Source organism: Microbulbifer agarilyticus, assembly GCF_001999945.1.
In the GTDB taxonomy this organism is placed as follows: Bacteria; Pseudomonadota; Gammaproteobacteria; order Pseudomonadales; family Cellvibrionaceae; genus Microbulbifer; species Microbulbifer agarilyticus_A.
In genome coordinates this window covers 3,225,471-3,249,082 of record NZ_CP019650.1, presented here as the reverse complement: position 1 = coordinate 3,249,082, position 23,612 = coordinate 3,225,471, and the positions used below count along the sequence as shown (strand labels likewise).

Sequence of the window (23,612 nt, the reverse complement as noted above, 5' to 3'; positions counted from 1 at the left end):
AGTGCGTGCGCTTCAACTAAAGCTGTGGTCGGCGTCCGGGAAAATACCGCCCTTCACATCTTCGGCGTACTTACGCAGCGCACCGGGAATATCGCCGGCTTCCACCAGAAAGTTCTTGGAGAATTTCGGTGGCTTTTCTGTGAGGCCGAGAATGTCGTTGATCACCAGCACCTGGGCATCGGTGTGCGGGCCGGCGCCGATACCAATGGTGGGCATGGTGACGGTTTCGGTAATGCGTTTGCCGAGCTCCGTGGGTACACACTCGAGCACCAGCAGGTCTGCACCAGCCTCGTCCAGTTGTACTGCGTCATCGAGAATTTCACCAGCGCGCTCGTCGTCGCGGCCCTGTACCCGGAAACCGCCGAGCTTGTGTACCGATTGTGGGGTAAGCCCCAGGTGGGCACACACCGGGATACCGCGTTCGGTGAGCATTTTGACCGTCGGTGCGAGCCAGGCACCGCCCTCAATCTTCACCATATGGGCACCGGCCTGCATGATGCGGGTGGCATTGGTCAGAGCCTGCTCCGGGGTGGCGTAGGTCATAAAGGGCAGGTCGCCCATGATCAGGGACTTCTTGTTACCCCGCGCTACTGCCTCGACGTGATAGATCATCTGCTCCATGGTCACCGGGATAGTGCTGTCGTATCCCAGTACGGTCATGCCCAGTGAGTCGCCAATCAGTAGCGTTTCGACGCCAGTTCTCTGCGCCATCGCCGCCATGGGCGCGTCGTAGAGGGCGACACAGATAAACTTTTCACCGTCGGCTTTCATCTTGCGCAGCGTTTGTACCGTAACGGGCTTGCTCAGCTCTTGGGGTCCGTAGGGCATGTTGTGTTCTCGCTTTGCGGGCGCATTGGCCCGGGCTTCTCTAATGGTACTGTGGCGTCACCTAGACGCCTGTGGAGGCTTGTAGGGGTTACTTTCCAGGATTGTAGTAATGCCGGCCGCTTTTTACGTTCAGCAGGTATTCCACCAGCTGTTGATAGTCATTCTGCTGATCGACGATATCAATTTCTGCGCAGTTGACGATGAGCAGCGGCGCCTGATCGTAATAGTGGAAGAACTTGGTGTACGCCTCGTTGAGCGTGCTCAGATACTCGTTACTGATGCTGCGTTCTGCACTGATACCGCGTTTGTGAATGCGCTCCTGTAATACATTCAGCGGCGCCTGCAGGTAGATCACCAGGTCCGGTTTCGGGGCTTCGAGAGTGAGGTGCTGGTATACCTGACGGTAGAGCTGTAGTTCATCGCTGTCGAGGGTAACCTCGGCAAACAGATGGTCTTTCTCGATCAGGAAATCCGCCACCCGCACCGGTTTAAACATATCGTCCTGACGCAGGGCCTGGATTTGCTGCGAGCGTTGCAGCAAAAAATGTAACTGTGTGGGCAGGGCTGCGCTTTTTGGGTCGCGGTAGAAGCGCTCGAGGAAGGGGTTGTCTTCCGGTAGCTCCAGCAGGGTATCGTAATTGAATGTTGCCGCCAGACGCTTCGCCAGGGTGGTTTTACCCACACCAATATTGCCTTCTACCGCAATAAAGCGCGGCAAGTCCCGACCTTTCAAATCGATCTCGTGGGAAAGGTTTTCGGCACGGTAATCGTCGGAAGAGGGGACGTCGGGCGCGGGAAAATTACTCACCGAGGTTACTCCTTAGGGGTTCCCCGGTTACAGTCGGTGTAACCGGTTGGCTGGACACTGATCAAGCAGAGCACGCAGTGGTGTGCCATCGGGCATCACGAGGTCCGGGGCCACATCGGCCAGTGGAACCAGCACAAAATTTCTTTCTGGAATGCGCGGATGCGGCACGCTCAGGCGGTCGGTCTCCAGGGTCTGGTTGCCAAACAGCAACACGTCCAGGTCCAGCGTACGCGCTCCCCAGCGCACCGTGCGTTCGCGACCGTGCACGTTCTCAATGGACTGCAGCGCATCCAGTAACGCTTCCGGACTCAGGTCGGTATCCAGTGCCGCTACGGCATTCACATAATCTGGCTGCTCTCCGGGGCCTACCGGTGCGCTGGTATAAAACGGAGAGCTCTCGACTAATTGTGTGTGCGCGATTTCGGCCATGGCGTCCAGCGCGCTGCGCAGCTGCCCGGCGGGGTCCGCGAGGTTGCTACCGAGGCCAATATAACAGCGAGTCACTGGTGAAGTCCGCTCAATTTGACGGGCTTTCGCCGCCCTTGTTGGTGCGGTTGCGGCGACCGCCGCGGTTGCGGCGGCCCCGGCTTTTACTGCCGCGGGGCCCATTTCTGGGAACGTCACGAACCATTTGCAGACGCTGCTCTTCGTCCTGTTGCTGGAACTCAGTCCACCATTGACCCAGCCCGGAAGGAATCTCGCCGCTGTCTTCGCGCAGCAACAGGAAGTCGTACGCGGCGCGAAAACGCGGGTGTTCCATCAGGCGGAAAGCGCGCTCGCCACCGCGACGCGGCAGGCGGGATTGCATGTCCCAGATTTCCCGCATGGGCATGGAGAAACGCTTGGGAATCGCCGTGTGAACCAGTTGTGCACTGGTAATTTTTTGCGCGGCTTGCGCCAGGGCCGGCACCGGAGGGATGCCTTTTTCGGTCAGGAAGTTCTGTTCGCTGTTTACCGCGGGCCACAACAACGCTGCGTAAAGGAATGCGGGAGTGACGCGTTGGTCAGAACGGATACGGGTATCGGTGTTGCGCAGGGCCTGGCGGGTGAGCGCCAAGGCTTCCGGATTCTCGAGCATACGCGCATTGTCGGGGAACAGGTGGGGCCACAGCTCGTATTCGCGCAGTAGTTCGAAGGTGCGTTCGCCATTGCCGCTCATCAACAGCTTGAGGACTTCGTCGAACAGGCGGGCCGGGGCAATATTTCGCAGCAGCGGTGCCAGCTCGCGCAGTGGCGCAGCGGTGCCCGGTTCAATGTCGAAATCCAGTTTGGCGGCAAAGCGGACTGCGCGCAGCATCCGCACCGGGTCCTCTTTATAGCGGGTTGCAGGGTCGCCGATCATGCGAATCAGGCGCTGCTCGATGTCCTGGATACCACCGGTATAGTCGTGAATCTCAAAACCGTTGATGGTGTAGTACAGCGCATTGACGGTGAAATCCCGGCGTACCGCATCGCTTTCCAGGTCGCCGTAGACATTGTCCCGCAACAGCATGCCGTGTTCGGATTGTTGCGCCTCGTGGGCCTCTCCATCACTGTGATGGCCGCGGAAAGTGGTTACTTCGATCACTTCACGGCCGATGCGGGCGTGGAGGATACGGAAGCGGCGCCCGACGATGCGCGCCCCGCGAAACAGCTGCTTGGCCTGCTCCGGGGTGGCATCGGTGGCGACGTCGAAGTCCTTGGGGTGGCCGCCCAGCAGTAAGTCACGCACACCACCGCCGACGATATAAGCCTCAAAACCGGCCTCCTGCAGGCGTTTCATGACCGTCAGTGCCGCGCGGCTCACGTCGCGTCGGGACAGGCAGTGATCGCCGCGGGGAATCACGGTGCGGGTGTTGCTGGATCGTTTGGACTTCTTGCGCCCGGGGCTCGGTGGGCGAGGGCCGCGTGTGGAGGTGGTGTCTGGCCGGCTGGATTCCACTGCGGAATCGCCTTCGGCGGACTTCGACTTGTCGTGCCAGCGCTTGATTCGGCTGATCAGGGTATTGAACATACGGCTATCTGTTTTGTCCGCAGCCCACTGATGCAGGGGCGGCTGTATCTGTATCGGTGTACTTTCTCTGAAGCGGTTGCTTAAAAGTACTCTAGATAAACCGGGGTTGCTCCGGCAGCTACAGGCCCGGAAGACGGTTTGGAGGCGGATTCTAACACATACAGCACAATGCACAGCTGCCGGGCCCAATCCAATGGGGTCCAGCATCAAAGTGCATCGAGTGAAATAAAGAAAAGAAAGAAATTATTCTTATTCGGTATGAAGGCAGCGGCTTCCTTGCGCTATCAATTTGCTATTCAGCAAACCCTCTCCCAGGCACAATCAGTCAGTTTGTCACGTGCTTGTCGTTATTTTTGTTGTCTTCTACAAGTTATTGTTCTTGTTATTCGTCTTTATTCTTATTGTTTATTTTTATTATTGTTTCTTATTACTTATTGTTTATTTTTATTGTTATTGCGAGCTTTATTGTTTTTATTGCTCAAATTTTGCTCCGGATTCGATCACTTTGGCTTTTATTGTCGATCTTCCCGTTATTATTTTTATTGTGTTGCGCCCGCTTATTGTCAGTTGTTATTAGGGCTTAAACAGTCATTTATTATTATTCTTGGCTGTTCTTGTTGTTTAGCCTATACAAAGCAGATAGCGTGCCAACTTTAAAAAATCATTAAAAATCAATAACTTAGGTTTTTGAGGAACTTTTTTGTGGCGCTGGAATCCCGCTTTCCGTTACGCATAGTGCGGTGGTTGTTACTTAGGGGCGGAACTGGGTAACACTTTCACCTGTTACCAATTCGCACCTTCTCTCGGCTGCCCCCACACTTCCGCTGCTGGTACGCCGCAGCCTTCCAACTGTTTGAAAATAAAGACGTTTTTTTGCTTGGGACGGGGTAACAAAAAAGCCCGCGTGGTGTGCGCGGGCTTTTCTAGTGTGTGTGGGCGGGCTGAAAAAGATCAGGCTTCGGCCAGCCGTTTGGCCTTCTTGCGGGGGATGCCGAGTTTCTGACGTCGCTCCCACAGGCACTTGCGGCTCACGCCGAGCTTTTTGGCCAATTCGGTTTCACTCATGGTGTCCTGGTGTTCCAGAACGAAACGGGCGAAGTAATCCTCGAGTGACAGGTCTTCGCGGGGGTCGGCGCGCAGGCTGGTACGTGGGCGTCGCTCGGGGTCCGCTTCTTCGATCGGCACCAGGTCCAGGTCGATGTCCAGGGTGCGGTGGTCAATCTCGACGTTGTCTTCGGTAAGAATCACCGCCCGTTGAATGGCATTCTCCAGTTCGCGCACGTTACCGGGCCAGGTGTAGGTGGTGATCGCCTGAATCGCTTCCGGTGACAGTCGCAAGATCGAACGGCTGACCTTGGCGCAGAATTTCTCCAGCAGGTTCTCGGCAATGGTCAGTACGTCCTTGCCGCGCTCGCGCAGGGGCGGCAGGGTCATCTGAACCACGTTGATGCGGTAATACAAGTCTTCCCGGAACTTGTGTTCGGCTGCTAGCTGGCGCAGGTTCCGGTGGGTTGCCGCGACTAGGCGGACGTTGACCTTGCGCGACTCAATGGCGCCAATGGGACGCACCTCACCTTCCTGCAACACGCGCAGCAGTCGTGCCTGTGCTTCCAGAGGTAATTCGCCGATTTCATCGAGGAACAGGGTGCCGCCATCGGCAGCCGCAATCAGACCCTCGCGCGCGGTTTGGGCGCCGGTAAATGCGCCTTTCTCGTGACCAAACAGCTCTGCTTCGATCAGGGTTTCCGGAATGGCGGCACAGTTCACCGAGATCAGCGGTTTGCCGTTGCGCTTGCTCTCTTCGTGGATCGCTCGCGCGACCAGTTCTTTACCGGTACCGGTCTCACCGTGCACCAGTACGGTGGCGTCGGTGGGGGCCACTTTGTGAATACGCGCGTATAGATCGCGCATTACCGGGCTGTCACCGATCATGCCGGATATGGCGCGCCCTTCGGCTTTGCTGTCCGCTGCTGCGGCACCGGCCGCGCGATTTTGTTCCGCCTTGCCGATGACACGGCGCACGGTGGCGAGCATTTCGTCGTGATCGAAGGGTTTGGCGATATAGTCGGCGGCGCCCATGCGCATGGAGTCAACCGCAGAGCGCAGGCTGGCGTAGCTGGTCATGATCAGTACCGGCACGTCGCCAGCCAGCTTGAGCAGGTCGGTGCCGGGTGCACCGGGCAGGCGCAGGTCGGAAATGATGAGGTCCATATCCGCGAGGCGGTATTTTGTGGTGGCCTCACGGACCGAGCCGGCTTCACTGATCTTGTAGCGGTGCCGCTCCAGCAGCTTGCGCAGAGCCGTGCGGATAATGGCTTCATCTTCAACGATCAGAATGTGGCTCATGTGTTACGCCTGGTTACAAAGTGTTCAGGGGACGCTAAGTTTTACCTTTTGAGCGTTTCGATGCAACCCAGCTCCCTGCTTGTGATCAAAAAACACCCTAATTTCTATGTCTGCAGGTAACAAACTGGTCATAAACTCGTCAGTCAACCCAGGTTATGGTGGTGACTCAGAGTTCGGCCAGTGGGATCTGCACAATAAATCGCGCTCCGCGCCCGGTTTCCGGGTGGGCTGGACTGACCAGTTCCAGCTGCCCACCGTGCTCTTCCACAATGCTGTACACCATTGCCAGGCCAAGACCGGTTCCCTCGCCGGGTTCCTTGGTGGTGAAGAAGGGTTCCAGAATCCGCTCCCGGTGCGCCGGTGAGATCCCCGGGCCGTTGTCGGTCACTGCGACACAGGCCTGCCCGGCACGGGTGTAGCCGGTGACTTCGATATGGCCGCCATCGGGGCTGGCATCGCGCGCGTTACTCAGCAGGTTGATAAATACCTGAATCAGACGCTGGTTGTCGCCGAGCGCGATCAGGTCTGCGGGCACCTCATTGGCGAAGGTGACCTCGGTCTTGTCCCGCTGCAGCGATAGCAGCTGTACCGCCTCTTCCACGCAGGCGCGCAGGTCCACCGGCGCCTTTTCACTGTCCTGATTACCGCTGTGGGAGAAGCTCACCAGCGAGTGGACAATCCGGCTAATGCGCTGGGTCTGGCTGAGGATCTGGTCTGCGGTTTCCAGTACCTCCGGATTCTCCGAATCGAACTGCAGATTCTGTGCGAGGCAGGCGATGCCAGTGACCGGGTTGCCAACTTCATGGGCAACCCCGGCGGCGAGACGACCAACCGAAGCCAGACGTTCGCTGTGCATCAGCTCCTGCTCCAGCACCTGCGTTTCCGTAATGTCCTCTACCAGCAGCATTTGTCCGTCACTGCGATTGTCGCGACGTGTGTTCTCTCGGCCGTATTTTCCGGCGCGCTGCTTGAGTCGTGTCTTGTGCAGATTCAACCAGTGGCTAGTGCCATCGATATCCACCTGCTGTTTGAAGCGGCTGTCATCGGTGGAGCGGGCAAATTCGGTCAGCTCGCTGCGCCATGGCTCCGGCAGGTACTCGGGTTTGGAACCGATTACCTCGCTGGCGCTGATTCCGGTGAGCTCTGCCATGGCGTAGTTCCACAGCAGTATCTCGCCGTCGCGTCCCAGAGAGCAGGCAGCCATGGGCAGCTCTTCCAGCATTTGTCGATGATAGAGGCGCAGGTTGTTCAGCTCCGCGGCCAGGCCGGTGAGCTGGTTTTTATAGCGGCTGAGACGGGTCTCGATCAGGTTGATGTCTTTGTTTGCAGGTTGGTCGCTGGTAACAAATGGCACGTGCCGGTCGAGAATCTGGCCCGCCAGTACACGCCCCAGCAGGCCGGAGAGGTTGGCCTCCAGGCGGTCGCGTAGCTGGCGCAGCGCGTAGGGGCGCCGCTCTTCTTCCGACAGATTGAGCTGGCGCAATGCGCGGCTCACTTCCTGACTGGCGGTGGCCGCGCCCAAGCTCTCGGATAAGCGCAGGCGAAACTCCGCAGCGGATTGCACATCCAGCTCCAGGCGCAGTGCCTGACTGATGGAATCGTCACTACACAGGTCGGCAGCGTAGCGCTCGAGACTGGAGGTGCGCGTGAAGATGGAGAGGCATACAAACAGCAGCATGTTTACCGACAGGGTCAAGGTGGTGATCTGTGGCCAGATCTCCATCCCCAGCGGTATGTGGAAGTCGCCAATGCGAATGCCACTGTTACCCACCATAGCCGGCAACAGTAACCCGCCGGCCCACACCAGCATTCCCGCCAGCAGCCCGCCGATAAACCCGCGCCGGTTGCCCTGCGGCCAGTGGATAACCGCGAAGATCCCCGGCAAAAACTGCAGTGAAGCGATAAACGCAATGATCGCGAGGTCCGACAGCGACAGCCGGTTGTTCAACAGCAGGTAAAACGCGAAGCCCGCGAGAAACAGCGCTGCTACCAGTGCCCGGCGCAGCCACAGCAGCTGGCGGTACATGTTGTCATCGGATTGCCAGCGCGTGCCGGGCAGCAGCCAGTGATTCATCACCATGGTGGCCAGTGCCAGGGTGATCATGATCAGGGCGCCGGTGGCCGCAGACAGGCCGCCGATAAAGGCGAGAATGGTCAGCAGCGCCGAGCCGCTGGCACGGGGCACTGCGAGGGTGAAGTACTGCACGGGCTCCGTAACATCCAGCGCAAAGCCCGCCCACATAATCGGGAAGATTGGCAGCGCCATCAGCAGCATGAACAGCGGGAAGCCCCAGCTGGCGGTGCGCAACCCCTCGGTGGGAGGCCGGTCCGCGATACTCAGATAGAAAATATGTGGCATGGCCACTGCGGTGGCGATAAATACCAGCAGCAGGGTGTGGGAAGAGCCCTGTTTGATTGGCGAGTACAGCAGCTGCTGCATATCGCTGTTTTGCGCGAGCCAATTGTCGAGATCGCCGAGGCTGCCGAACACGCCGTACACCGCGTAGAGGCCAACCGCGAGCAAGGCGACCAGTTTGACCACGGACTCCAGCGCCATGGCACTGGCGAGGCCTGCGCGGCGTTTCCGCGAAGCGCCGTAGGTACTGGTAAATACCGCCAGCAACACACAGTACAGAAACGCGATGAGATCTTTACTGGTGACGCCGCTATCGGGCAATGCCATCGCCGCCACATTGTCGCGGGACAGCAGTGCGAGGGTTTCTGCCACTGCCTGAATCTGCAGGGCGATGAGCGGTAGCAGCCCCAGCAACATAAACAGGGTGGCGAGGGTGCCGGCTTCGCGGCTGTGATAGCGGAATACCAGCAAATCGGCAGGTGAGGTCAGCTGGTAGCGCTGTGCCAGCCGCGCCAGGGGCTCCAGTGCGAACGGCGCAAACAGGAACATGGCACCAGTACCCAGGTAATAGGCAAGTACCCCATAGCCGTGCTGCCAGGCGAGATCGATGATGCCGTAATAGGTCCAGGCACTGAGCGAGACCCCCAGAGACATCACGTAGAAAAATGGGTGGCGCACCCAACTGCTGGACAGCCAGCCCTTGGAAGTCGCGAAGGCCACAAAAAACAGCGCGAAAATATAGGCGACGCCAATCAGCGCAATATTGACGATGTCAAAGGTCATCGGGTTTGCGCCTCCGCTGAATAAAGATGGCCAGCAGGATCAGCACGAACCAGAGAATAAACGGGCGATACCAGGCGCCGGAGGGGTTGATCATCCAGGTGAATACGGTGGGGCTGAATACGTAGCCCACTAGTACCAGCAGGATTAACAGGGTGCGGTTGCTCATTGGAGGCCTGTTGGGGTCCCTGTGGCGAAGCAGCTTGAACACGGGGAATTAGAACACGGAGAAACTGGCGCGAAATGTTAATGCGCTGCCGGGGCAGAGTTCAACTATTTAACGGCGTGGCTGTTGGCGAATTAGTCGAACAGACGATTGTGGCGATCGACCGCCTTGCGCTGCCAGGCCGCGCTAGCCCAGGCAAGGATATGCGCCGGGGTGTTCGCGGCGAGGTCTTGTGGAGGCCGCAGGCCGAGAAAACCCAGAGCCTGAACCAGGTTTGATGAGGCTCTAGTGTCGTCCAGCGGAGCGGCGTGATTCTGCTTGCTCAGTTTCTGCCCGGCTTCGTTCATCACCAGCGGCAGGTGCCCAAACTGTGGCGGTTCGGCCCCCAGCGCACGGAACAGGCACCGCTGGACACCCGTGCAGTCCAGCAGGTCTGCGCCGCGTACCACATGGTTTACACCCTGGGCGATATCGTCGACCACCACCGCCAGTTGGTAGGCGTAGAGACCGTCTTTGCGCTTGAGGATAGGATCCTCATCAATGGCTTGCTGCTGTGCGCCTTGCCAGATATCGGCAAACCCTTCGCGGGTGCCGGCGCACAGAAAGCGCAGTGAGTGCGCTCCGGACTCGCCGACGCAATTGGCTTTGCTGTGGCCTCCGGCCGTGCGGACCTGTTCGCGCGTGCACGAGCACGGGTAGATCTGATCCTGCGCACGCAGCTGCTGCAGAGCCTGCTGATACAGGTCGTGACGCTTGCTCTGCCACACCACCGGCGAATGACTGTGCAGGCCGTGGGCATGCAGCGAGTGCAGAATGCGCTCCGCGGCACCGGGCATTTCCCGCGGAGGATCCAGATCCTCCATGCGGATCAACCAATGGCCACCGTGGGCAATGGCATCCAAATAGCTGCCGAGGGCACATACCAAAGAGCCAAAATGCAGTGGTCCGGTGGGCGAGGGCGCGAAGCGGCCTACGTAGTGCTCGGAAGAGGACGAAGATGCAGAAGCGTAAGATGCGGAAGGTAAAGACACTGTTGCGGTATATTCAGTGTAAGGAGAAGATTCCGGGCGGCGCTGGATACGGCCGCCCAGAGAGCGGGATCAACCGGAGATTTGCTTCTCTTTGATCTCCGCCAGGGTTTTGCAGTCCACACACAGGGTTGCGGTTGGACGGGCTTCCAGACGACGGATACCAATCTCGACACCACAGGCTTCACAGAAGCCGTAGTCTTCCTGATCAATCAGCTCCAGAGTGGAGTCGATTTTCTTGATCAGTTTGCGCTCGCGGTCGCGGGTGCGCAGTTCCAGGCTGAACTCTTCTTCCTGGCTGGCGCGATCGGCCGGGTCCGGAAAGTTGGCAGCTTCATCTTTCATGTGCGTTACGGTGCGATCCACCTCTGCCATCAGTTCGGCTTTCCAGGCCAGCAGCAGTTTGCGGAAATGCTCCTGCTGCTTCTCATTCATGTACTCCTCGCCCTTCTGTTCCTGATAGGGCTCAAAGCCGTGCAGAGAATCGGATTTCGCAGCAGTATTGGGCATAGTCATTGCCTCTCTCGTAATACGGGCCCTTCTTTATAGGGGCATTACAACCAAATTCAAGCCTAGCAGGCGCGAAGCCTGGACCGCAGGCTGTATCCAACGGCTGCGGCAGCAGCCAAGGCGAGGAAACTATCAAATCTCACACGACTGCGCCACAAAATGTTGCCGGACCTGCCCTCTAGCGATGATCCTCCCACAAAGGATGACTTGATTGGTGTATTCTGGCGGCCATTTTTTCAACAAGTTGGCGCTTGCATCAACTAGTGTTGTATTTTTAAACGATTTATTGAGAAGACCGCGTGAAACTGAGTCCTGCCTTGATCGAGGGGAAACTCCTGCGCCGCTACAAACGATTTTTAGCGGATGTTGCTTTGCCGGGTGGCGAAATTATGACCATCCACTGCCCCAATACCGGATCGATGAAGAACTGTTGGGAAGAAAATACCCCCTGCTGGTATTCCGATTCCGGAAATCCCAAGCGCAAATATCGTCATACCCTGGAAATTACCACCACGCCAGAGGGCGCGAAAGCCGGTGTGAATACCGGCCGTGCAAACCACCTTGTGGAAGAAGCGATTACCAGTGGTGTTGTCGTTGAGTTGCAGGGTTATGACGCCCTGCGCCGCGAAGTGAAATACGGCGAAGAAAACAGTCGCATCGATATTCTGCTGGAAGGGGATGCGGGCGCCTGTTACGTCGAAGTAAAAAACGTCACCCTCGCCGAGGGCGCGCGCGGTATGTTTCCCGATGCGGTGAGTACCCGCGGTACCAAGCACCTGCGTGAACTGGAAAAACTCGCGAAATCCGGCGTGCGCGCGGTGCTATTTTACTGTGTGCAGCACGACCAGATTGCCACGGTGGAAGCCGCGGCCGACATCGACCCTGCCTATGCCGAGGCCCTTACGCAGGCGCTAAAGAGTGGTGTGGAAGTGATCGCTTACCGAGCCAAACTTGATGCAGAAGAAATCTGCCTGATCGAGCCGGTGCCGTTTCTACCTGCGCAGTAGTTAGTCTGCCAGCAACACGTAGAGCCCATCCTGCGCGTACTCGACAGGCACCGGTGTCAGTGCGTCGCCGGCACAGGGGCCGGCAATACACTCGCCGGTGCGTATCTCGAACAGGGCGCCATGGGAAGCGCATTGGATCAGAGCTTTTTCCGAATCCAGAAATTGATCCGGCTGCCACTCCAAATTGATGCCCCGGTGGGGGCAGACATTTTTATACGCGTACACTTCGCCGTCTTTTTTCACCGCAAATACATTGTTCATGCCTGCGCTTTTGTCGCCCAGGGAAAAGCCTTTGGAATCACCTTCGTTGAGGTCTTCGTAGCCGCAGAGGAAATGTTTTTGCATGGAAAATTACAGCGCTGTAGTAAAAAGGTTCGGCGGGCAGTTTAACGAATTATTGGCTCGAGCTACTACTTAAAGTCTGGGGCGAAGGTGTCGATACCGGGGTGCGCCTGGTGAGACCTTCGAAAAAAGGGACTTTTTCGAAGAGCCCCTAGGGATGGGTTTACGGCGTGTCTCACCAGGCGCACCCCGGTAGCGGCGCCGCCACTTAAGTAGCGGGCGAAGTTAAATTACATATGCGTTAGGGTGCAGCGAGTACCAGCGAAGTCTGGTACGCCTCCCCCTCGCGCAGGTACTCCACCTGTACCCGGTCCCCGGGTCGGCGGTCTTCCAGTACATTCATCAGGTCGTCGTAATTGCTGATCGGTCGACCATCGATACCCACAATCACATCGCCCAGTTGCCAGCCACCGCGACTGCCGCGGTAAACGCCGCGCAGCCCGGCTTTCTCGGCGGGCAAGCCCGGCGCGGTGCGCAGGACAGCCACGCCCTCAAAATCGTAGCGGTTCGCCCACTGGTCCGGGGCCGATTCAATCCCCAGAATTGGTCGCACCAAACGGCCGTGGGCGATCAGCTCCGGAACAATCTTTTTCACCGTATCCACCGGAATCGCGAACCCGATACCCACGCTGGCGCCACTGGGGCTGTAAATTGCGGTATTCACCCCGATAAGCCGCCCGCTGCTGTCGAGCAGAGGGCCGCCGGAGTTGCCTGGGTTAATCGCCGCGTCGGTCTGGATCACGTTGCGGATGGTGCGGTTGCCTGCGGCATCGATTTCACGCCCCAGTGCGCTCACCACACCGGTAGTCAGGGTGGTATCCAGACCAAAGGGGTTGCCGATAGCTAGTACCTTGCGCCCCACCGAGAGGCTGGAGGATTCGCCGGGTACCAGTGGCTTGAGTCGTTCCCGTGGCGCATTGATTTTCAGCACAGCCAGATCTTTCTCCGGCGCCGACCCCACCAGCTGTGCTGGCCACTCGCTGCGATCCTGCAGGGTAATAGTGATCTTGCGGGCTTTTTCGATCACGTGAAAATTGGTCACCACGTGGCCGTGCTCGTCCCAGATAAAGCCACTGCCGGCGCCTTTCGGCACGGTGTGCAGGCGCAGGCTCCAGCGATCGCGCACCAGAGCTTCATTGGTGACGTACACCACCGAGGGACTGGCGAAATTGAACACCTGCATGGTGTTGGTTTCGTCGTCGGTGGCAAATTGCGGTGGGCGAGATTCTGCACTGGCCGCGAAGGCAAGGGTGGTCAGTACGGTAGTGAGAAGCAGTCGAGAAAAGTATCTGATCAGGCGCATGGTTGGGCGGGTTTCCTGCGTCAAAAAAGTTGGCTACCGCAGGGTAGAGTGACGAGGAGTCCCGGGTGGGGCTCCTCGCCGACAATTGCGGTTATCGAGCAGAATTTTGCAGCGCCAGGATCCGATCCTCAAGAGGGGGATGGCTCGCCATTAGTGCAGCCATGCTGTTGCCGTAGATACCGAAGGCCTTCATGTTGGCTGGCAGCGGTTCCTCACGCCCGGCTTCCGATTCCGCCTTGATACGCGCCAGGGCCGCAATCATCGCCTGCGGGCTTGCCAGATGCGCCCCGGCCTCGTCGGCACGGTATTCACGGCGGCGGCTGAACCAGGCGACAACCATCATGGCAAAGAAGCCGAAGACGATATCCATCACAATCGATGTGATGTAGTAGCCAATTCCCAGCCCCTGCTCATTGCGCATCACGACGCGGTCCACAAAGAAGCCCACGAGGCGCGCAAAGAACATTACAAAGGTGTTTACCACGCCCTGGATTAGGGCCAGGGTGATCATATCGCCGTTGGCGACGTGGCCAATCTCGTGGCCAATCACCGCGCGCGCTTCATCGCGATTAAAACGTTGCAGTAACCCGGCACTTACTGCCACCAGGGCGCTGTTGCGATTCCAGCCGGTGGCAAAGGCGTTAGCCTGCGGCATGGGGAAGATCCCCACATCTGGCATACCGATGCCGGCTTTCTGCGACAGCTCGCGGACTGTTTCTACCAGCCAGCGCTCGTCGGCCGTTTGCGGCTGTTCGATGATCTGGGTGCGAGTTGTCCTGCGCGCGATGGTTTTCGACAGCAGCAGCGAGATTAATGAGCCGCCAATACCGAAAATGGCACACATCGTCAGCAGACCGGGTAGATTCAGGTTGACGCCATTGGCATCGAGAATGCCCTGAATCCCGAACAGGTTAAAGATGATGCCGACCAATACCATGACAGCCAGGTTGGTTAGCAGGAAAAGCCCTATTCGCAGCATTGTGTTCTCCGCAGGGTGAAAATAGATCGAATAATAATAAGGTTAGAGCACTGCCCCCACCGGCTGGTTCCTGCGCGGGTTGAGGCGGCGTATTTCGAAGTTAATCCGAGGGTTAGATAGGGTCGGCGAGCGCCAATTACAAGTGCGCGACTTGCCGTTAGGTCAGGCCGGTTATCAAGCGGATGGTGTTGTGTTGAAGCCCGTGAAGGGTAGGTCAGGCGCGATCTTTGCGCGCCAGTATTTGCTCGGCTTCCGTCACCAGGTTGGCCTTGAGGTCCGGGTCGAGTTCGTTCCAGTGAACATCGAGCAGGGCGCCCTGTAGCGCGTAAAGTAGTACGCGAGAGGCGTTGATACCGCGGCCGCGGATACTGGCAAAGGCTTCAGCGGGACCTACGCGATGGAGGTCATCCTGAGTGCGAATGCCGATGGAGTGCAGAATATTGACGGAGGCGAGGCCCAGGTTTTTCAGTTTTAACAACTCTGACTGACTTGGGTGCATAACATTCTTCCCTGAACTGTTAGACAGTGCGGTAGCCATTGCCGCGGCGCATCATTTACCGCACTTCTTTCACCGTACTTCTTTGGACGGCTTACCTATGGCTACCAGATTCGACCCAATCCCGAGTCGAATACAACGGTCGCCCAACATAGCACAAAAAAATAAAAGGCCAAACCGTGCCCCTGGGCCGTGTATCGGCGTTGGAAGGGCGATTCTGGCTGACACTGGGGGCAGCCAGACAAAATTTGTGGAAAACGCAAATTTGTCGAGCCACTTAACCGTCGTCGGCATTTCGTCAGGTAATATCTGTCTTTCGCTGCATCTATCTATAGGTATCGCCAGAAAACTTAGAGGTTCTACTTAGAGGTTCTATAGATGGCGTCGCGCATTGGTTTTGCCCTTTGCAGAAAAAGACTAGTCCGCAAATAGCTATTTTGCAGATCTTTGGTTCTGTATGGCACGACCAGATGTAGTATTAGAGCTGGTGCCTGTGGGCTTTGAGGAGAAAAGTTTGCCATGCACAAATTGATAAGGGACATGGTTTTCGGGCGCACCGATGCACACGTGATACTCGAGCCGATCTCCGGGCAACTGATGCACCCCGAGGCCCTGGTGGCATTTGATCAGCTGCGTCGGGACGCACGGGACGCAGGATTTGAACCGAAGGTGGTCTCGGGTTTTCGTGACTTTGAGCGCCAGCGTCGCATCTGGAATGCGAAGGCCGCAGGTGCGCGTCCAGTATTGGACAGTTTGGGCAGGCCTATGGATGTGGCGCGCATGTCGCCCGAGGAAATTCTATTCGCTATATTGCGCTGGTCTGCTTTGCCAGGCGCATCGCGCCACCACTGGGGTACCGATTTCGACGTAATTGATGCGGCGGCATTGCCCGACGGGTATCAGGTACAGTTGACCTCGGAAGAGGTGGCGGACGATGGAATGTTTGGTCCCTTTCACTGCTGGCTGGATGCGCGTATTGCGGCTGGCGAAAGCTATGGTCTGTTTCGCCCCTACAGTGAGGATCGCGGGGGGGTGGCGCCGGAACGATGGCACCTGAGTTATGCGCCGCGCGCACGCGAGTTTCAGGATCTGCTGAGTGAACAGGCGCTGGTTGAGCAGGTGAACAGTTGCCCGCAAGATCAGTCGCTGGCATTAAGTGCGGAGATTTGTGCGCAGATGCCGCAAATCTATGCGCGCTTTATCGCGGTGCCTGAGTCTGTATACCCAACGAATATGACCAGACTATAAAAGCTTATTTGAAATATGCACCAGTACAGGAGCTTGTGTTATTACCGTCACTGAATTGAAACAACGGGATATCTGGGCCGAGATGCGGGCAGAGGCTGCTGCGTCCGCTTCGGGTGAGCCGGTCTTGGCCAGCTATTTCCATAATACGGTGCTGCGCCATGACTCCATCGACAGTGCGCTTGCCTATCAGCTCGCTTCCGTGCTCGATCATGCCGCCTTGACAGCGACAGCCTTGCAGGAAGTGATTGCCGCGGCGTTGGCAGATGACCCGGCGATTTCTCTCAGCATGCAGGCAGACATCTGTGCCTGGTACGATCGAGATCCCGCCTGTGATCAATACATCATGCCGTTTCTTTACTTCAAGGGCTTCCACGCCTTGCAGTCCCACCGTATTGCCCATTGGCTGTGGAGCGAGGGGCGCCGCACGCTGGCGCTGTATTTTCAGAGCCAGGTCTCCGAGCAGTTTGCCACGGACATTCATCCGGCAGCGCATTTTGGCTGCGGCATCATGATCGATCACGCGACCGGCCTGGTGGTGGGGGAAACCACCATCGTGGAAGATGACGTTTCTATTTTGCACTCGGTGACCCTGGGTGGCAGTGGCAGCGGCGGCGGTGATCGTCACCCGAAAATTGGCCGCGGTGTGATGATCGGTGCGGGTGCCAAGGTATTAGGCCCGGTGCGCATCGGCGAAGGCGTCAAGATAGCAGCGGGCAGCCTGGTGCTACGTGACGTGCCGAATCATTCCACCGTTGCTGGAGTACCTGCGCGGGTTGTCGCCGGCAAGTGTGCGGCTACCCCGGCCTATACCATGGATCAGACACTGGACTCTGACGACTAAATCCATTGAATTTTGCCGCCAGATACGCCAACGTAGGGTGCTGGTGTTAAGAGCGAAAAACTAGAACAAAAACGCCAACAAGAATAAAAAATACGCAGCCGGTTATAGGCGGCGATACTATCGAGAACGTGTTATGAGTCAATCTACTTACAGCGTAATTTTTCGCGGCGATCTGGAGCCCGGTTACACCGCCGCCGATGTGAAAGCCAATATGGCACGCCTGTTCAAGGCTGGCCCGGAGACTGTAGAGAAACTGTTCAATGGCCGCCCTCTGGCGATTAAGAAAGGCTTGAGCCTGGCGCAGGCGGAGCAGTTGCGGGCCACACTGGCACGTCAGGGAGCGCTATCGTCGGTTAAAAACGAAGCGGCCCCCGAAGCGGAAACTACAGCGGCCCCGCGCCCCGCAGAGGAGGTCCCGGTGGCACCAGCGCCGGCGGTGCAGTCTACGCCGGCCGTGACGCAGGCGGAGGGTGCCTTATCGCTTGCGCCGATGGAGGGTAACCTGCTCAAGGATCACGAGCGGAGCAAAGTAGAGCCGGTGCAGGTGCCCGTGAGCCACCTGAGTCTGAAACCGGCCGTCGGCAACCTGATCGAGGCGAGTGAACAACAAGCTCCCCCGCCAGTTCAGGTGAGGGTGCCTGACTGGAAGTTGGGGAGCCATATTACCGGTAAGGCCTCGTTCAAATTACCGGACTGATGGCCGTTTAAATTGCTTTCTGGCCCTGTCCACGGCCTTGCGCGTTACGCAATCTGTGGCGTGGTCATTGATCAGCCCCATGGCCTGCATAAATGCGTAGACGGTCGTCGGACCCACGAATTTCCAGCCGCGCTTTTTCAGGTCTTTGGAGATGGTCTTGGAGACTTCCGATGTGGAGACACTCTGCGGAACTGCGCCCGGGATCTCCTCAGGCTCGAACCCCCAGAAGTAAGCGGCCAGTGACCCCTCCTCGCGCACCATCTCCTTAGCCCGCTGGGCATTGTTGATCACCGCTTCGATTTTGCCACGGTGCCGCACTATGCCTGCATCCTGCAGCAGCCGCTCTATATCTTTCTCGACAAATTTCGCCACCTTGTCGAAATCGAACTGTTTGAAGGCAGCGCGGAAGTTTTCCCGCTTGGCGAGAATCGTTCGCCAGCTCAGGCCGGACTGAAACCCCTCCAGGCAAATTTTTTCAAACAGGCGCTGATCGTCATCGACCGGAAATCCCCATTCGTTATCGTGATAGGGAAAGAAATCATCGGTGGCGGCGCACCAGCCGCAGCGCGGTTTGCCATCGGGTCCTGCGATTGTGTTTGCCATCGGTGAGCTCCTGCTATGTTGTTACGCCTATTTAACGGGCACAAAAAAGCCGGCGCAAGGCCGGCTTTCGGAAAGATCGGGCGATCACCAGTATTTGGGATCAGCCTTCTTCTTTCAGGTAGCGCTCGCGGGAAGCCATAACTTCTGCGCGTGCTGCGTCAGCATCGGCCCAGCCGTCTACTTTCACCCACTTGCCAGCTTCCAGCGCCTTGTAGTTTTCGAAGTAGTGCTCGATCTGCTTGATCAGCAGCTCCGGCAGGTCGCCGATTTCGTTAACGTGGTCGTACAGCTTGGTCAGCTTGGTGTGCGGTACCGCCAGCAGTTTGGCGTCAACGCCAGATTCGTCGGTCATGTTCAGAACACCGATCACGCGGGAGCGGATTACGGAACCAACCATTACCGGGTAAGGTGCAACAACCAGTACATCCAAGGGGTCGCCGTCTTCAGACAGGGTCTGAGGCACGTAGCCGTAGTTGGCCGGGTAGAACATCGGGGTAGCTACGAAACGGTCTACGAATACCGCGTCTGCGTCCTTGTCGACTTCGTATTTGATCGGATCGTGGTTGGCCGGGATCTCGATGATTACGTTGATATCGTTGGGCAGCTCTTTACCTGGGGAAACCTTGTCGAAGCTCATTGCTAGTCCTGTTGGTGGTCCTGACTAAAAAATAATCAAAAAGGGTGGGTTAAATTTCGGAGCGCGGATTATATACCCTGAGCGAGCGCTAACATAGTCGCCCAGTCACTGCGTGTTCTGCGACCTTAGTCACGCTTGGTTACTCTTAGTCGGCCGCTTTGCCGGTCCTCTTGTTGGGGTGTCATGGCAGGTCACCATATGAGTCTTCCGGTGTTGACTATGCTGTAGGCAAGATTTTGCCCGCAGCCTGCATCGTCTGTCGGGTCACAATCCAGATCACAATAATGGAGCCGACCATGGACGAGTCCACCGAACTGCCGCCTTCGTCGCAGGAACCACCTGTAACCCCTTCTTCCGGTATTCCGTCTTCCACGTCTTTATCAGCCAGCGGTGTGTCACGGTCTCCACAGCCGCGTCAGGTACGCTCGGTGGAAGACGCCAAGCACATCGTTGATGCCCGCGGCCTCCGTCATGTGAAGGTGGGATTGTTCGATAACGACGGGGTGATGCGTGGCAAGTATATGAGCCGCGAGAAATTCTTTTCGGCGCTAGACAAGGGGTTTGCGTTTTGTGATGTGGTGTTGGGTTGGGACACACAGGATCAGCTTTACGACAACGCCCAATACACCGGTTGGCACACCGGTTATCCAGATGCACCGGTGCGGATATTGCCGCATACCTGTCGCGAGGTGCCGTTTGAGGACGGCATGTTGTTGTTCCTGGCGGAATTTGACGGCGCGGCCGAGGCCGTGTGCCCGCGCGCGCTGTTACGGCGAGTCATCGAGCGCTGTGAACAGGCGGGTTTCAGTCCCTATGCGGCTCTGGAATACGAATTCTTTTTGTTCGAGGAAACCCCAGATAGCGCACGTGCTAAGGGGTATCGAAACCTCAAACCCTTCACACCGGGGTGGTTTGGCTATTCGATGATTCGTAATTCCGTGCATGCGGATCTGTACGAGGAAATCCTCACCCTGGCCGAGGGCATGGATTTCCCTATTGAAGGATTGCACACGGAAACGGGTCCGGGGGTATTGGAAGCGGCCATCACTGTGGATCAGGCAGAGGCTGCGGCAGACAAGGCCGCGCTGTTCAAAACCTTTATCAAGGTACTGGCGGAGCGCCGCGGCCTGATGGCCACCTTTATGGCCAAGTGGTCGAATGAGTACCCCGGACAGAGCGGGCATATACATCTTTCTCTTCGCAATAAAAGCGACGACAGGTCTGCGTTTTATGCCCCGGGGCAGCCGCACAGTATGAGCGATACCCAGCGGCATTTTCTCGCCGGGCAGCAGCGGTTGATGCCCGAGTTGTTGAGTATGGTTGCGCCGACCATAAACAGTTACCGGCGTATGGTTCCCGGGTTCTGGGCGCCCACGGATGCCACCTGGGGCGTGGAAAACCGCACCGCGGCCTTGCGTGTGATCCCTGGCAGTGAACAATCGCAGCGCCAGGAATATCGCCTGGGTGCCGCCGATGCCAACCCCTATCTTGCGCTCGCGGTGGCCCTTGGCTCCGGTCTCTACGGTATCGAGCAGGGGTGGGAGCCGGGAGAGCCCGTGCTTGGGAACGCCTACGAGGGGCAATACCCGGCGGAGTTGGCGCTGCCATCCACCCTTTGGGATGCGGCGCAACGGCTGCGGCAATCCAGTGCCGCGCGCAGCCTATTTGGCGATGCGTTTGTGGAGCATTTTGCCGCCAGTCGCGAGTGGGAAGAACGCGAATATCGCAAGCACGTTGGTGAGTGGGAATTACAGCGCTACTTTGAGATTATCTAGCGGGAAATTATCTAGCGGGAAATCATCTAGCGGTAAATCGAATAGCTACGGAAGGGGGCTGCCACACGCTTGGCTTACCCGGAAAAGCGACTCCGATAATTGTGGCAGGAAGCCGAGATCGTTATGCAGAAACTCCAGTGTATTTCTCCGATCGATAACCGCGTTTACGTGGAGCGACCGCTGGCGACGGAGTACCAAATTCAAAATGCGCTGGGTAGCGCACGGAGTGCCCAGCTTGCCTGGAGACTGGTCCCGATGGCGGAACGGGTCGAGCTGGTGCGCGCCGCAGTGGCCAATTTACAAAAACTAAAAGACGTTCTCGCCGAGGAAATCTGCTGGCAAATGGGGCGGCCCATTACCTACGCCAGTGGCGAAATTGACGGCCTGGCCGAGCGCGCCCTGTATATGGCTGAGCTCGCCGAATCCGACGGTAGCCCGTTGCAGGATATATCGCTGCCAGAAAAAAACGGCTACACGCGCTTTATTCGCCGCGAGCCGCTGGGCACAAGTCTGGTGATCGCGCCGTGGAATTACCCCTATCTCACCGCTATCAATGCTGTGGTGCCGGCGTTACTTGCGGGAAACAGTGTGATTCTGAAGCACTCCGCGCAAACACCGCTGTGCGCCGAACGGTTGGTTGACGCATTTTCCGAGGCGGGGTTACCTGCCGGTGTTTTTCAATATCTTCATCTCGGCCACCGGGATGCGGAGCAACTCATTATTCGCGGAAACGTTCAGCACGTGGCCTTTACTGGTTCGGTGTCTGGCGGTGCTGCGGTAGAGAGTGCGGCTGCCGGGCGTTTTCTCACTGTGGGCTTGGAACTTGGTGGCAAGGATCCCGCGTACGTGCGTGCGGATGCTGACCTCGAGTATGCGGTGGATTCTGTTGTCGATGGGGCCTTTTTCAATTCAGGACAATCCTGTTGTGGTATCGAGCGGTTATACGTTCATCGGTCGGCATATGACGAAGTTGTCGCGCGCGCAGTGCAGAAAATTAACCAGTATCGCCTAGGTCGTTCGGATGAGCCGGAAACCACGTTGGGGCCACTGGTGCGTGCCAGCGCTGCAGATTTTGTACGCGATCAAATCGACGAGGCGGTTGCACAGGGCGCGCACGCACATATTGATGAAGGGGCCTTTGCGCTGGACTGCCGCGGCAGTGCCTATATGGCTCCGCAGCTACTGACCAATGTGGACCACGATATGCGGGTGATGAACGAAGAGTCTTTTGGCCCGGTTCTGGGGGTGGTACCGGTGCGTGATGACGAGGAGGCGCTGGCGCTGATGAACGACAGTGAATACGGTCTCACCGCGGCGATCTATTCCGCCGACGAGCAAGTTGCACTGCACCTGGGTGACCGGCTGCGCGCGGGCACGGTGTTTCTGAACCGGTGTGATTATCTGGATCCGGCACTGGCGTGGACCGGCGTAAAAAATTCCGGGCGTGGTTGCACGTTGTCTGGTATCGGGTTTGAACACCTAACCCGAGCGAAGTCGTTTAATTTCAAACTGCAGCGCGGATAACGCCATGCCTGATACTGCATTTTTTTCAAACTGGAACTATCCGACTGCAGTACGTGTCGGGGTGGGGCGAATTGCTGAACTACCACAGTTGTGCCGTGAATTGGGAATGGCCACGCCGCTATTGGTGACAGATCCTGGGCTGGTGGCTCTGCCAATGGTGCAGACTATTGTCGAGAATTGCCTGGTAGCAGGAATACCTCTGACGGTATTTAGTGACATCAAAGGCAATCCTACGGGAAAAAATATCGACGATGGCGTGGCTGTATGCAAGGCGCATGGCTGCGATGGCGTCATTGCCCTGGGGGGTGGCTCCGCATTGGATGCGGGAAAAGCGATCGCGCTTATGGTTGGGCAAGCACATCCCATCTGGGATTTTGAAGATGTCGGTGATAACTATCTCAAGGTTGATGTCCATGGAATGCAGCCAGTAATTGCCGTCCCGACTACCGCGGGAACAGGGTCGGAAGTCGGCCGCGCTTCGGTGATTACCGATGAGCAGGCGCGCCTGAAAAAAATTATTTTTCACCCGCGTATGTTGCCTGAAATTGTTGTATTGGATCCGGCTCTCACCGTGGGGTTGCCACCGCAGATCACCGCCGCGACGGGTATGGATGCCTTGTCGCATAATCTGGAAGCGTATTGCGCAACGAGTTACCACCCCATGGCGGAAGGTATTGCGCTGGAGGCCATGCGTATGATCCATGACTACTTGCCACGTGCAGTGGCAAATGGTGCTGACCTGGAGGCACGTATGCAGATGTTGGCCGCCTCCAGTATGGGGGCTACCGCTTTTCAGCGCGGGCTAGGCGCGATGCATGCATTGGCCCACCCATTGGGAGCCCTGTACGACAAGCATCATGGCCTGTTGAATGCGATCTTGATGCCCTACGTATTAATCGCCAATCGCAGTGCGATTGAAGAACCCATGACGCGTTTGTCGCGCTACCTATCCCTCCCGAATTCGGGGTTTTCAGGTGTGCTTGCATGGGTGCTTGGGCTGCGTCAGGCACTAGGGATCCCAAGTACATTGTCGGATATCGAAATCGGTGAAGAAGATGCGCAACAGGTTGCGCAGATGGCTGCTAGTGACCCGTCTGCGCAGAGTAATCCCATTGCCTTCAGTACCGAGGATTATCGGCAGCTTTTCCTGAGCGCAGTACGTGGATAAGTAGAATGTGGCATTCGACGACAAAAATGTAAGCCAAACAGTTCTTTCCCCGAGTACGTTAATGCAATCCCATTGGGGATAAACGACAATAGCGCCGCAGCACGGTGTCGAAAAAAGTAACAATGTATCGGCTGTAGAATTTTGCCTGTTTTAGGGTGCTTTTACTTGGATTTAGGG

The 23,612-nt window shown here is 57.3% G+C and carries 22 protein-coding genes; 7 read left to right on the top strand and 15 right to left on the bottom strand.

What is annotated here, in order from left to right:
• Nucleotides 1-12 precede the first annotated feature (12 nt).
• From panB to dksA, 9 genes are all read right to left on the bottom strand, one after another.
• Nucleotides 13-828, bottom strand: a complete 816-nt coding sequence (gene panB / locus Mag101_RS13600; RefSeq protein WP_077406076.1) for a 3-methyl-2-oxobutanoate hydroxymethyltransferase — start codon at nt 826-828, stop codon at nt 13-15.
• Nucleotides 829-916: 88 nt separating this feature from the next.
• On the bottom strand, nt 917-1,636 hold the full coding sequence (locus Mag101_RS13595; RefSeq protein WP_077406073.1) for a deoxynucleoside kinase: 720 nt from the start codon (nt 1,634-1,636) through the stop codon (nt 917-919).
• Nucleotides 1,637-1,663: 27 nt separating this feature from the next.
• Nucleotides 1,664-2,140: a 2-amino-4-hydroxy-6-hydroxymethyldihydropteridine diphosphokinase gene (gene folK, locus Mag101_RS13590; protein ID WP_232325029.1), complete on the bottom strand. Its 477-nt coding sequence runs from the start codon at nt 2,138-2,140 to the stop codon at nt 1,664-1,666.
• A 13-nt stretch (nt 2,141-2,153) separates the two neighbouring features.
• Nucleotides 2,154-3,629: a polynucleotide adenylyltransferase PcnB gene (gene pcnB / locus Mag101_RS13585; RefSeq protein ID WP_077406067.1), complete on the bottom strand. Its 1,476-nt coding sequence runs from the start codon at nt 3,627-3,629 to the stop codon at nt 2,154-2,156.
• A gap of 951 nt (nt 3,630-4,580) precedes the next feature.
• Nucleotides 4,581-5,975: a sigma-54-dependent transcriptional regulator gene (locus tag Mag101_RS13580; protein WP_077406064.1), complete on the bottom strand. Its 1,395-nt coding sequence runs from the start codon at nt 5,973-5,975 to the stop codon at nt 4,581-4,583.
• A gap of 166 nt (nt 5,976-6,141) precedes the next feature.
• Nucleotides 6,142-9,114 (bottom strand): ATP-binding protein, encoded by a 2,973-nt coding sequence (locus Mag101_RS13575; protein WP_077406061.1) that lies wholly within the window; start codon nt 9,112-9,114, stop codon nt 6,142-6,144.
• Complete coding sequence (locus Mag101_RS18020; protein WP_010130964.1) at nt 9,104-9,280, bottom strand: hypothetical protein; 177 nt, start codon at nt 9,278-9,280, stop codon at nt 9,104-9,106. The genes Mag101_RS13575 and Mag101_RS18020 overlap by 11 nt, the downstream gene beginning before the upstream one ends.
• A 131-nt stretch (nt 9,281-9,411) precedes the next feature.
• Nucleotides 9,412-10,308 (bottom strand): tRNA glutamyl-Q(34) synthetase GluQRS, encoded by an 897-nt coding sequence (gene gluQRS, locus Mag101_RS13570; RefSeq protein ID WP_077406058.1) that lies wholly within the window; start codon nt 10,306-10,308, stop codon nt 9,412-9,414.
• 69 nt (nt 10,309-10,377) lie between these two features.
• Nucleotides 10,378-10,815, bottom strand: a complete 438-nt coding sequence (dksA, locus tag Mag101_RS13565) for an RNA polymerase-binding protein DksA (RefSeq protein WP_010130962.1) — start codon at nt 10,813-10,815, stop codon at nt 10,378-10,380.
• Nucleotides 10,816-11,114: 299 nt separating this feature from the next.
• On the opposite strand from dksA, the gene sfsA reads away from it, so the two are divergent.
• The gene (gene sfsA, locus Mag101_RS13560; protein WP_077406055.1) at nt 11,115-11,822 is read left to right on the top strand and encodes a DNA/RNA nuclease SfsA; all 708 of its coding nucleotides are present in this window, start codon (nt 11,115-11,117) and stop codon (nt 11,820-11,822) included.
• Here the strand turns inward: sfsA and Mag101_RS13555 are convergent, their stop codons facing one another.
• From Mag101_RS13555 to Mag101_RS13540, 4 genes are all read right to left on the bottom strand, one after another.
• The gene (locus Mag101_RS13555) at nt 11,823-12,167 is read right to left on the bottom strand and encodes a Rieske (2Fe-2S) protein (RefSeq protein ID WP_077406051.1); all 345 of its coding nucleotides are present in this window, start codon (nt 12,165-12,167) and stop codon (nt 11,823-11,825) included.
• Nucleotides 12,168-12,405: 238 nt separating this feature from the next.
• Nucleotides 12,406-13,467 carry a S1C family serine protease gene (locus tag Mag101_RS13550; protein ID WP_077406048.1) on the bottom strand — a complete coding sequence of 354 codons (1,062 nt, stop codon included), beginning with the start codon at nt 13,465-13,467 and terminating at the stop codon, nt 12,406-12,408.
• Nucleotides 13,468-13,558: 91 nt separating this feature from the next.
• Nucleotides 13,559-14,446 carry a protease HtpX gene (htpX, locus tag Mag101_RS13545; protein WP_077406045.1) on the bottom strand — a complete coding sequence of 296 codons (888 nt, stop codon included), beginning with the start codon at nt 14,444-14,446 and terminating at the stop codon, nt 13,559-13,561.
• A 214-nt stretch (nt 14,447-14,660) separates the two neighbouring features.
• Nucleotides 14,661-14,945 carry a TfoX/Sxy family protein gene (locus Mag101_RS13540; protein ID WP_077406042.1) on the bottom strand — a complete coding sequence of 95 codons (285 nt, stop codon included), beginning with the start codon at nt 14,943-14,945 and terminating at the stop codon, nt 14,661-14,663.
• A gap of 516 nt (nt 14,946-15,461) precedes the next feature.
• On the opposite strand from Mag101_RS13540, the gene Mag101_RS13535 reads away from it, so the two are divergent.
• The 3 genes from Mag101_RS13535 to Mag101_RS13525 all read left to right on the top strand — a co-directional run bounded on the left by Mag101_RS13535 (nt 15,462) and on the right by Mag101_RS13525 (nt 17,728).
• A complete protein-coding gene (locus tag Mag101_RS13535) occupies nt 15,462-16,190 on the top strand; it encodes a M15 family metallopeptidase (RefSeq protein WP_077406039.1) in 729 nt (242 codons plus the stop codon).
• 82 nt (nt 16,191-16,272) lie between these two features.
• Nucleotides 16,273-17,031, top strand: coding sequence for a serine O-acetyltransferase (gene cysE / locus Mag101_RS13530; RefSeq protein ID WP_077408336.1), 759 nt, complete (start codon nt 16,273-16,275; stop codon nt 17,029-17,031).
• 133 nt (nt 17,032-17,164) lie between these two features.
• Nucleotides 17,165-17,728, top strand: a complete 564-nt coding sequence (locus tag Mag101_RS13525; RefSeq protein ID WP_077406036.1) for a hypothetical protein — start codon at nt 17,165-17,167, stop codon at nt 17,726-17,728.
• Here Mag101_RS13525 and Mag101_RS13520 read toward each other — a convergent pair.
• Together Mag101_RS13520 and ppa are read right to left on the bottom strand one after the other, a co-directional pair.
• Nucleotides 17,717-18,331, bottom strand: coding sequence for a DNA-3-methyladenine glycosylase I (locus Mag101_RS13520; protein ID WP_077406033.1), 615 nt, complete (start codon nt 18,329-18,331; stop codon nt 17,717-17,719). The two genes, Mag101_RS13525 and Mag101_RS13520, sit on opposite strands and share 12 nt — an antisense overlap.
• Nucleotides 18,332-18,431: 100 nt before the next feature.
• Entirely contained in the window at nt 18,432-18,968 is a 537-nt protein-coding gene (ppa, locus tag Mag101_RS13515; RefSeq protein WP_010130952.1) for an inorganic diphosphatase, read from the bottom strand.
• A 296-nt stretch (nt 18,969-19,264) separates the two neighbouring features.
• On the opposite strand from ppa, the gene Mag101_RS13510 reads away from it, so the two are divergent.
• The 3 genes from Mag101_RS13510 (at nt 19,265) to Mag101_RS13500 (ending at nt 23,435) form a co-directional block, all read left to right on the top strand.
• On the top strand, nt 19,265-20,743 hold the full coding sequence (locus tag Mag101_RS13510) for a glutamine synthetase family protein (protein WP_232325027.1): 1,479 nt from the start codon (nt 19,265-19,267) through the stop codon (nt 20,741-20,743).
• Nucleotides 20,744-20,866: 123 nt separating this feature from the next.
• Entirely contained in the window at nt 20,867-22,267 is a 1,401-nt protein-coding gene (locus tag Mag101_RS13505) for an aldehyde dehydrogenase family protein (protein WP_077408332.1), read from the top strand.
• A gap of 4 nt (nt 22,268-22,271) precedes the next feature.
• Nucleotides 22,272-23,435 carry an iron-containing alcohol dehydrogenase gene (locus Mag101_RS13500; protein WP_077406029.1) on the top strand — a complete coding sequence of 388 codons (1,164 nt, stop codon included), beginning with the start codon at nt 22,272-22,274 and terminating at the stop codon, nt 23,433-23,435.
• Nucleotides 23,436-23,612: the final 177 nt, after the last annotated feature.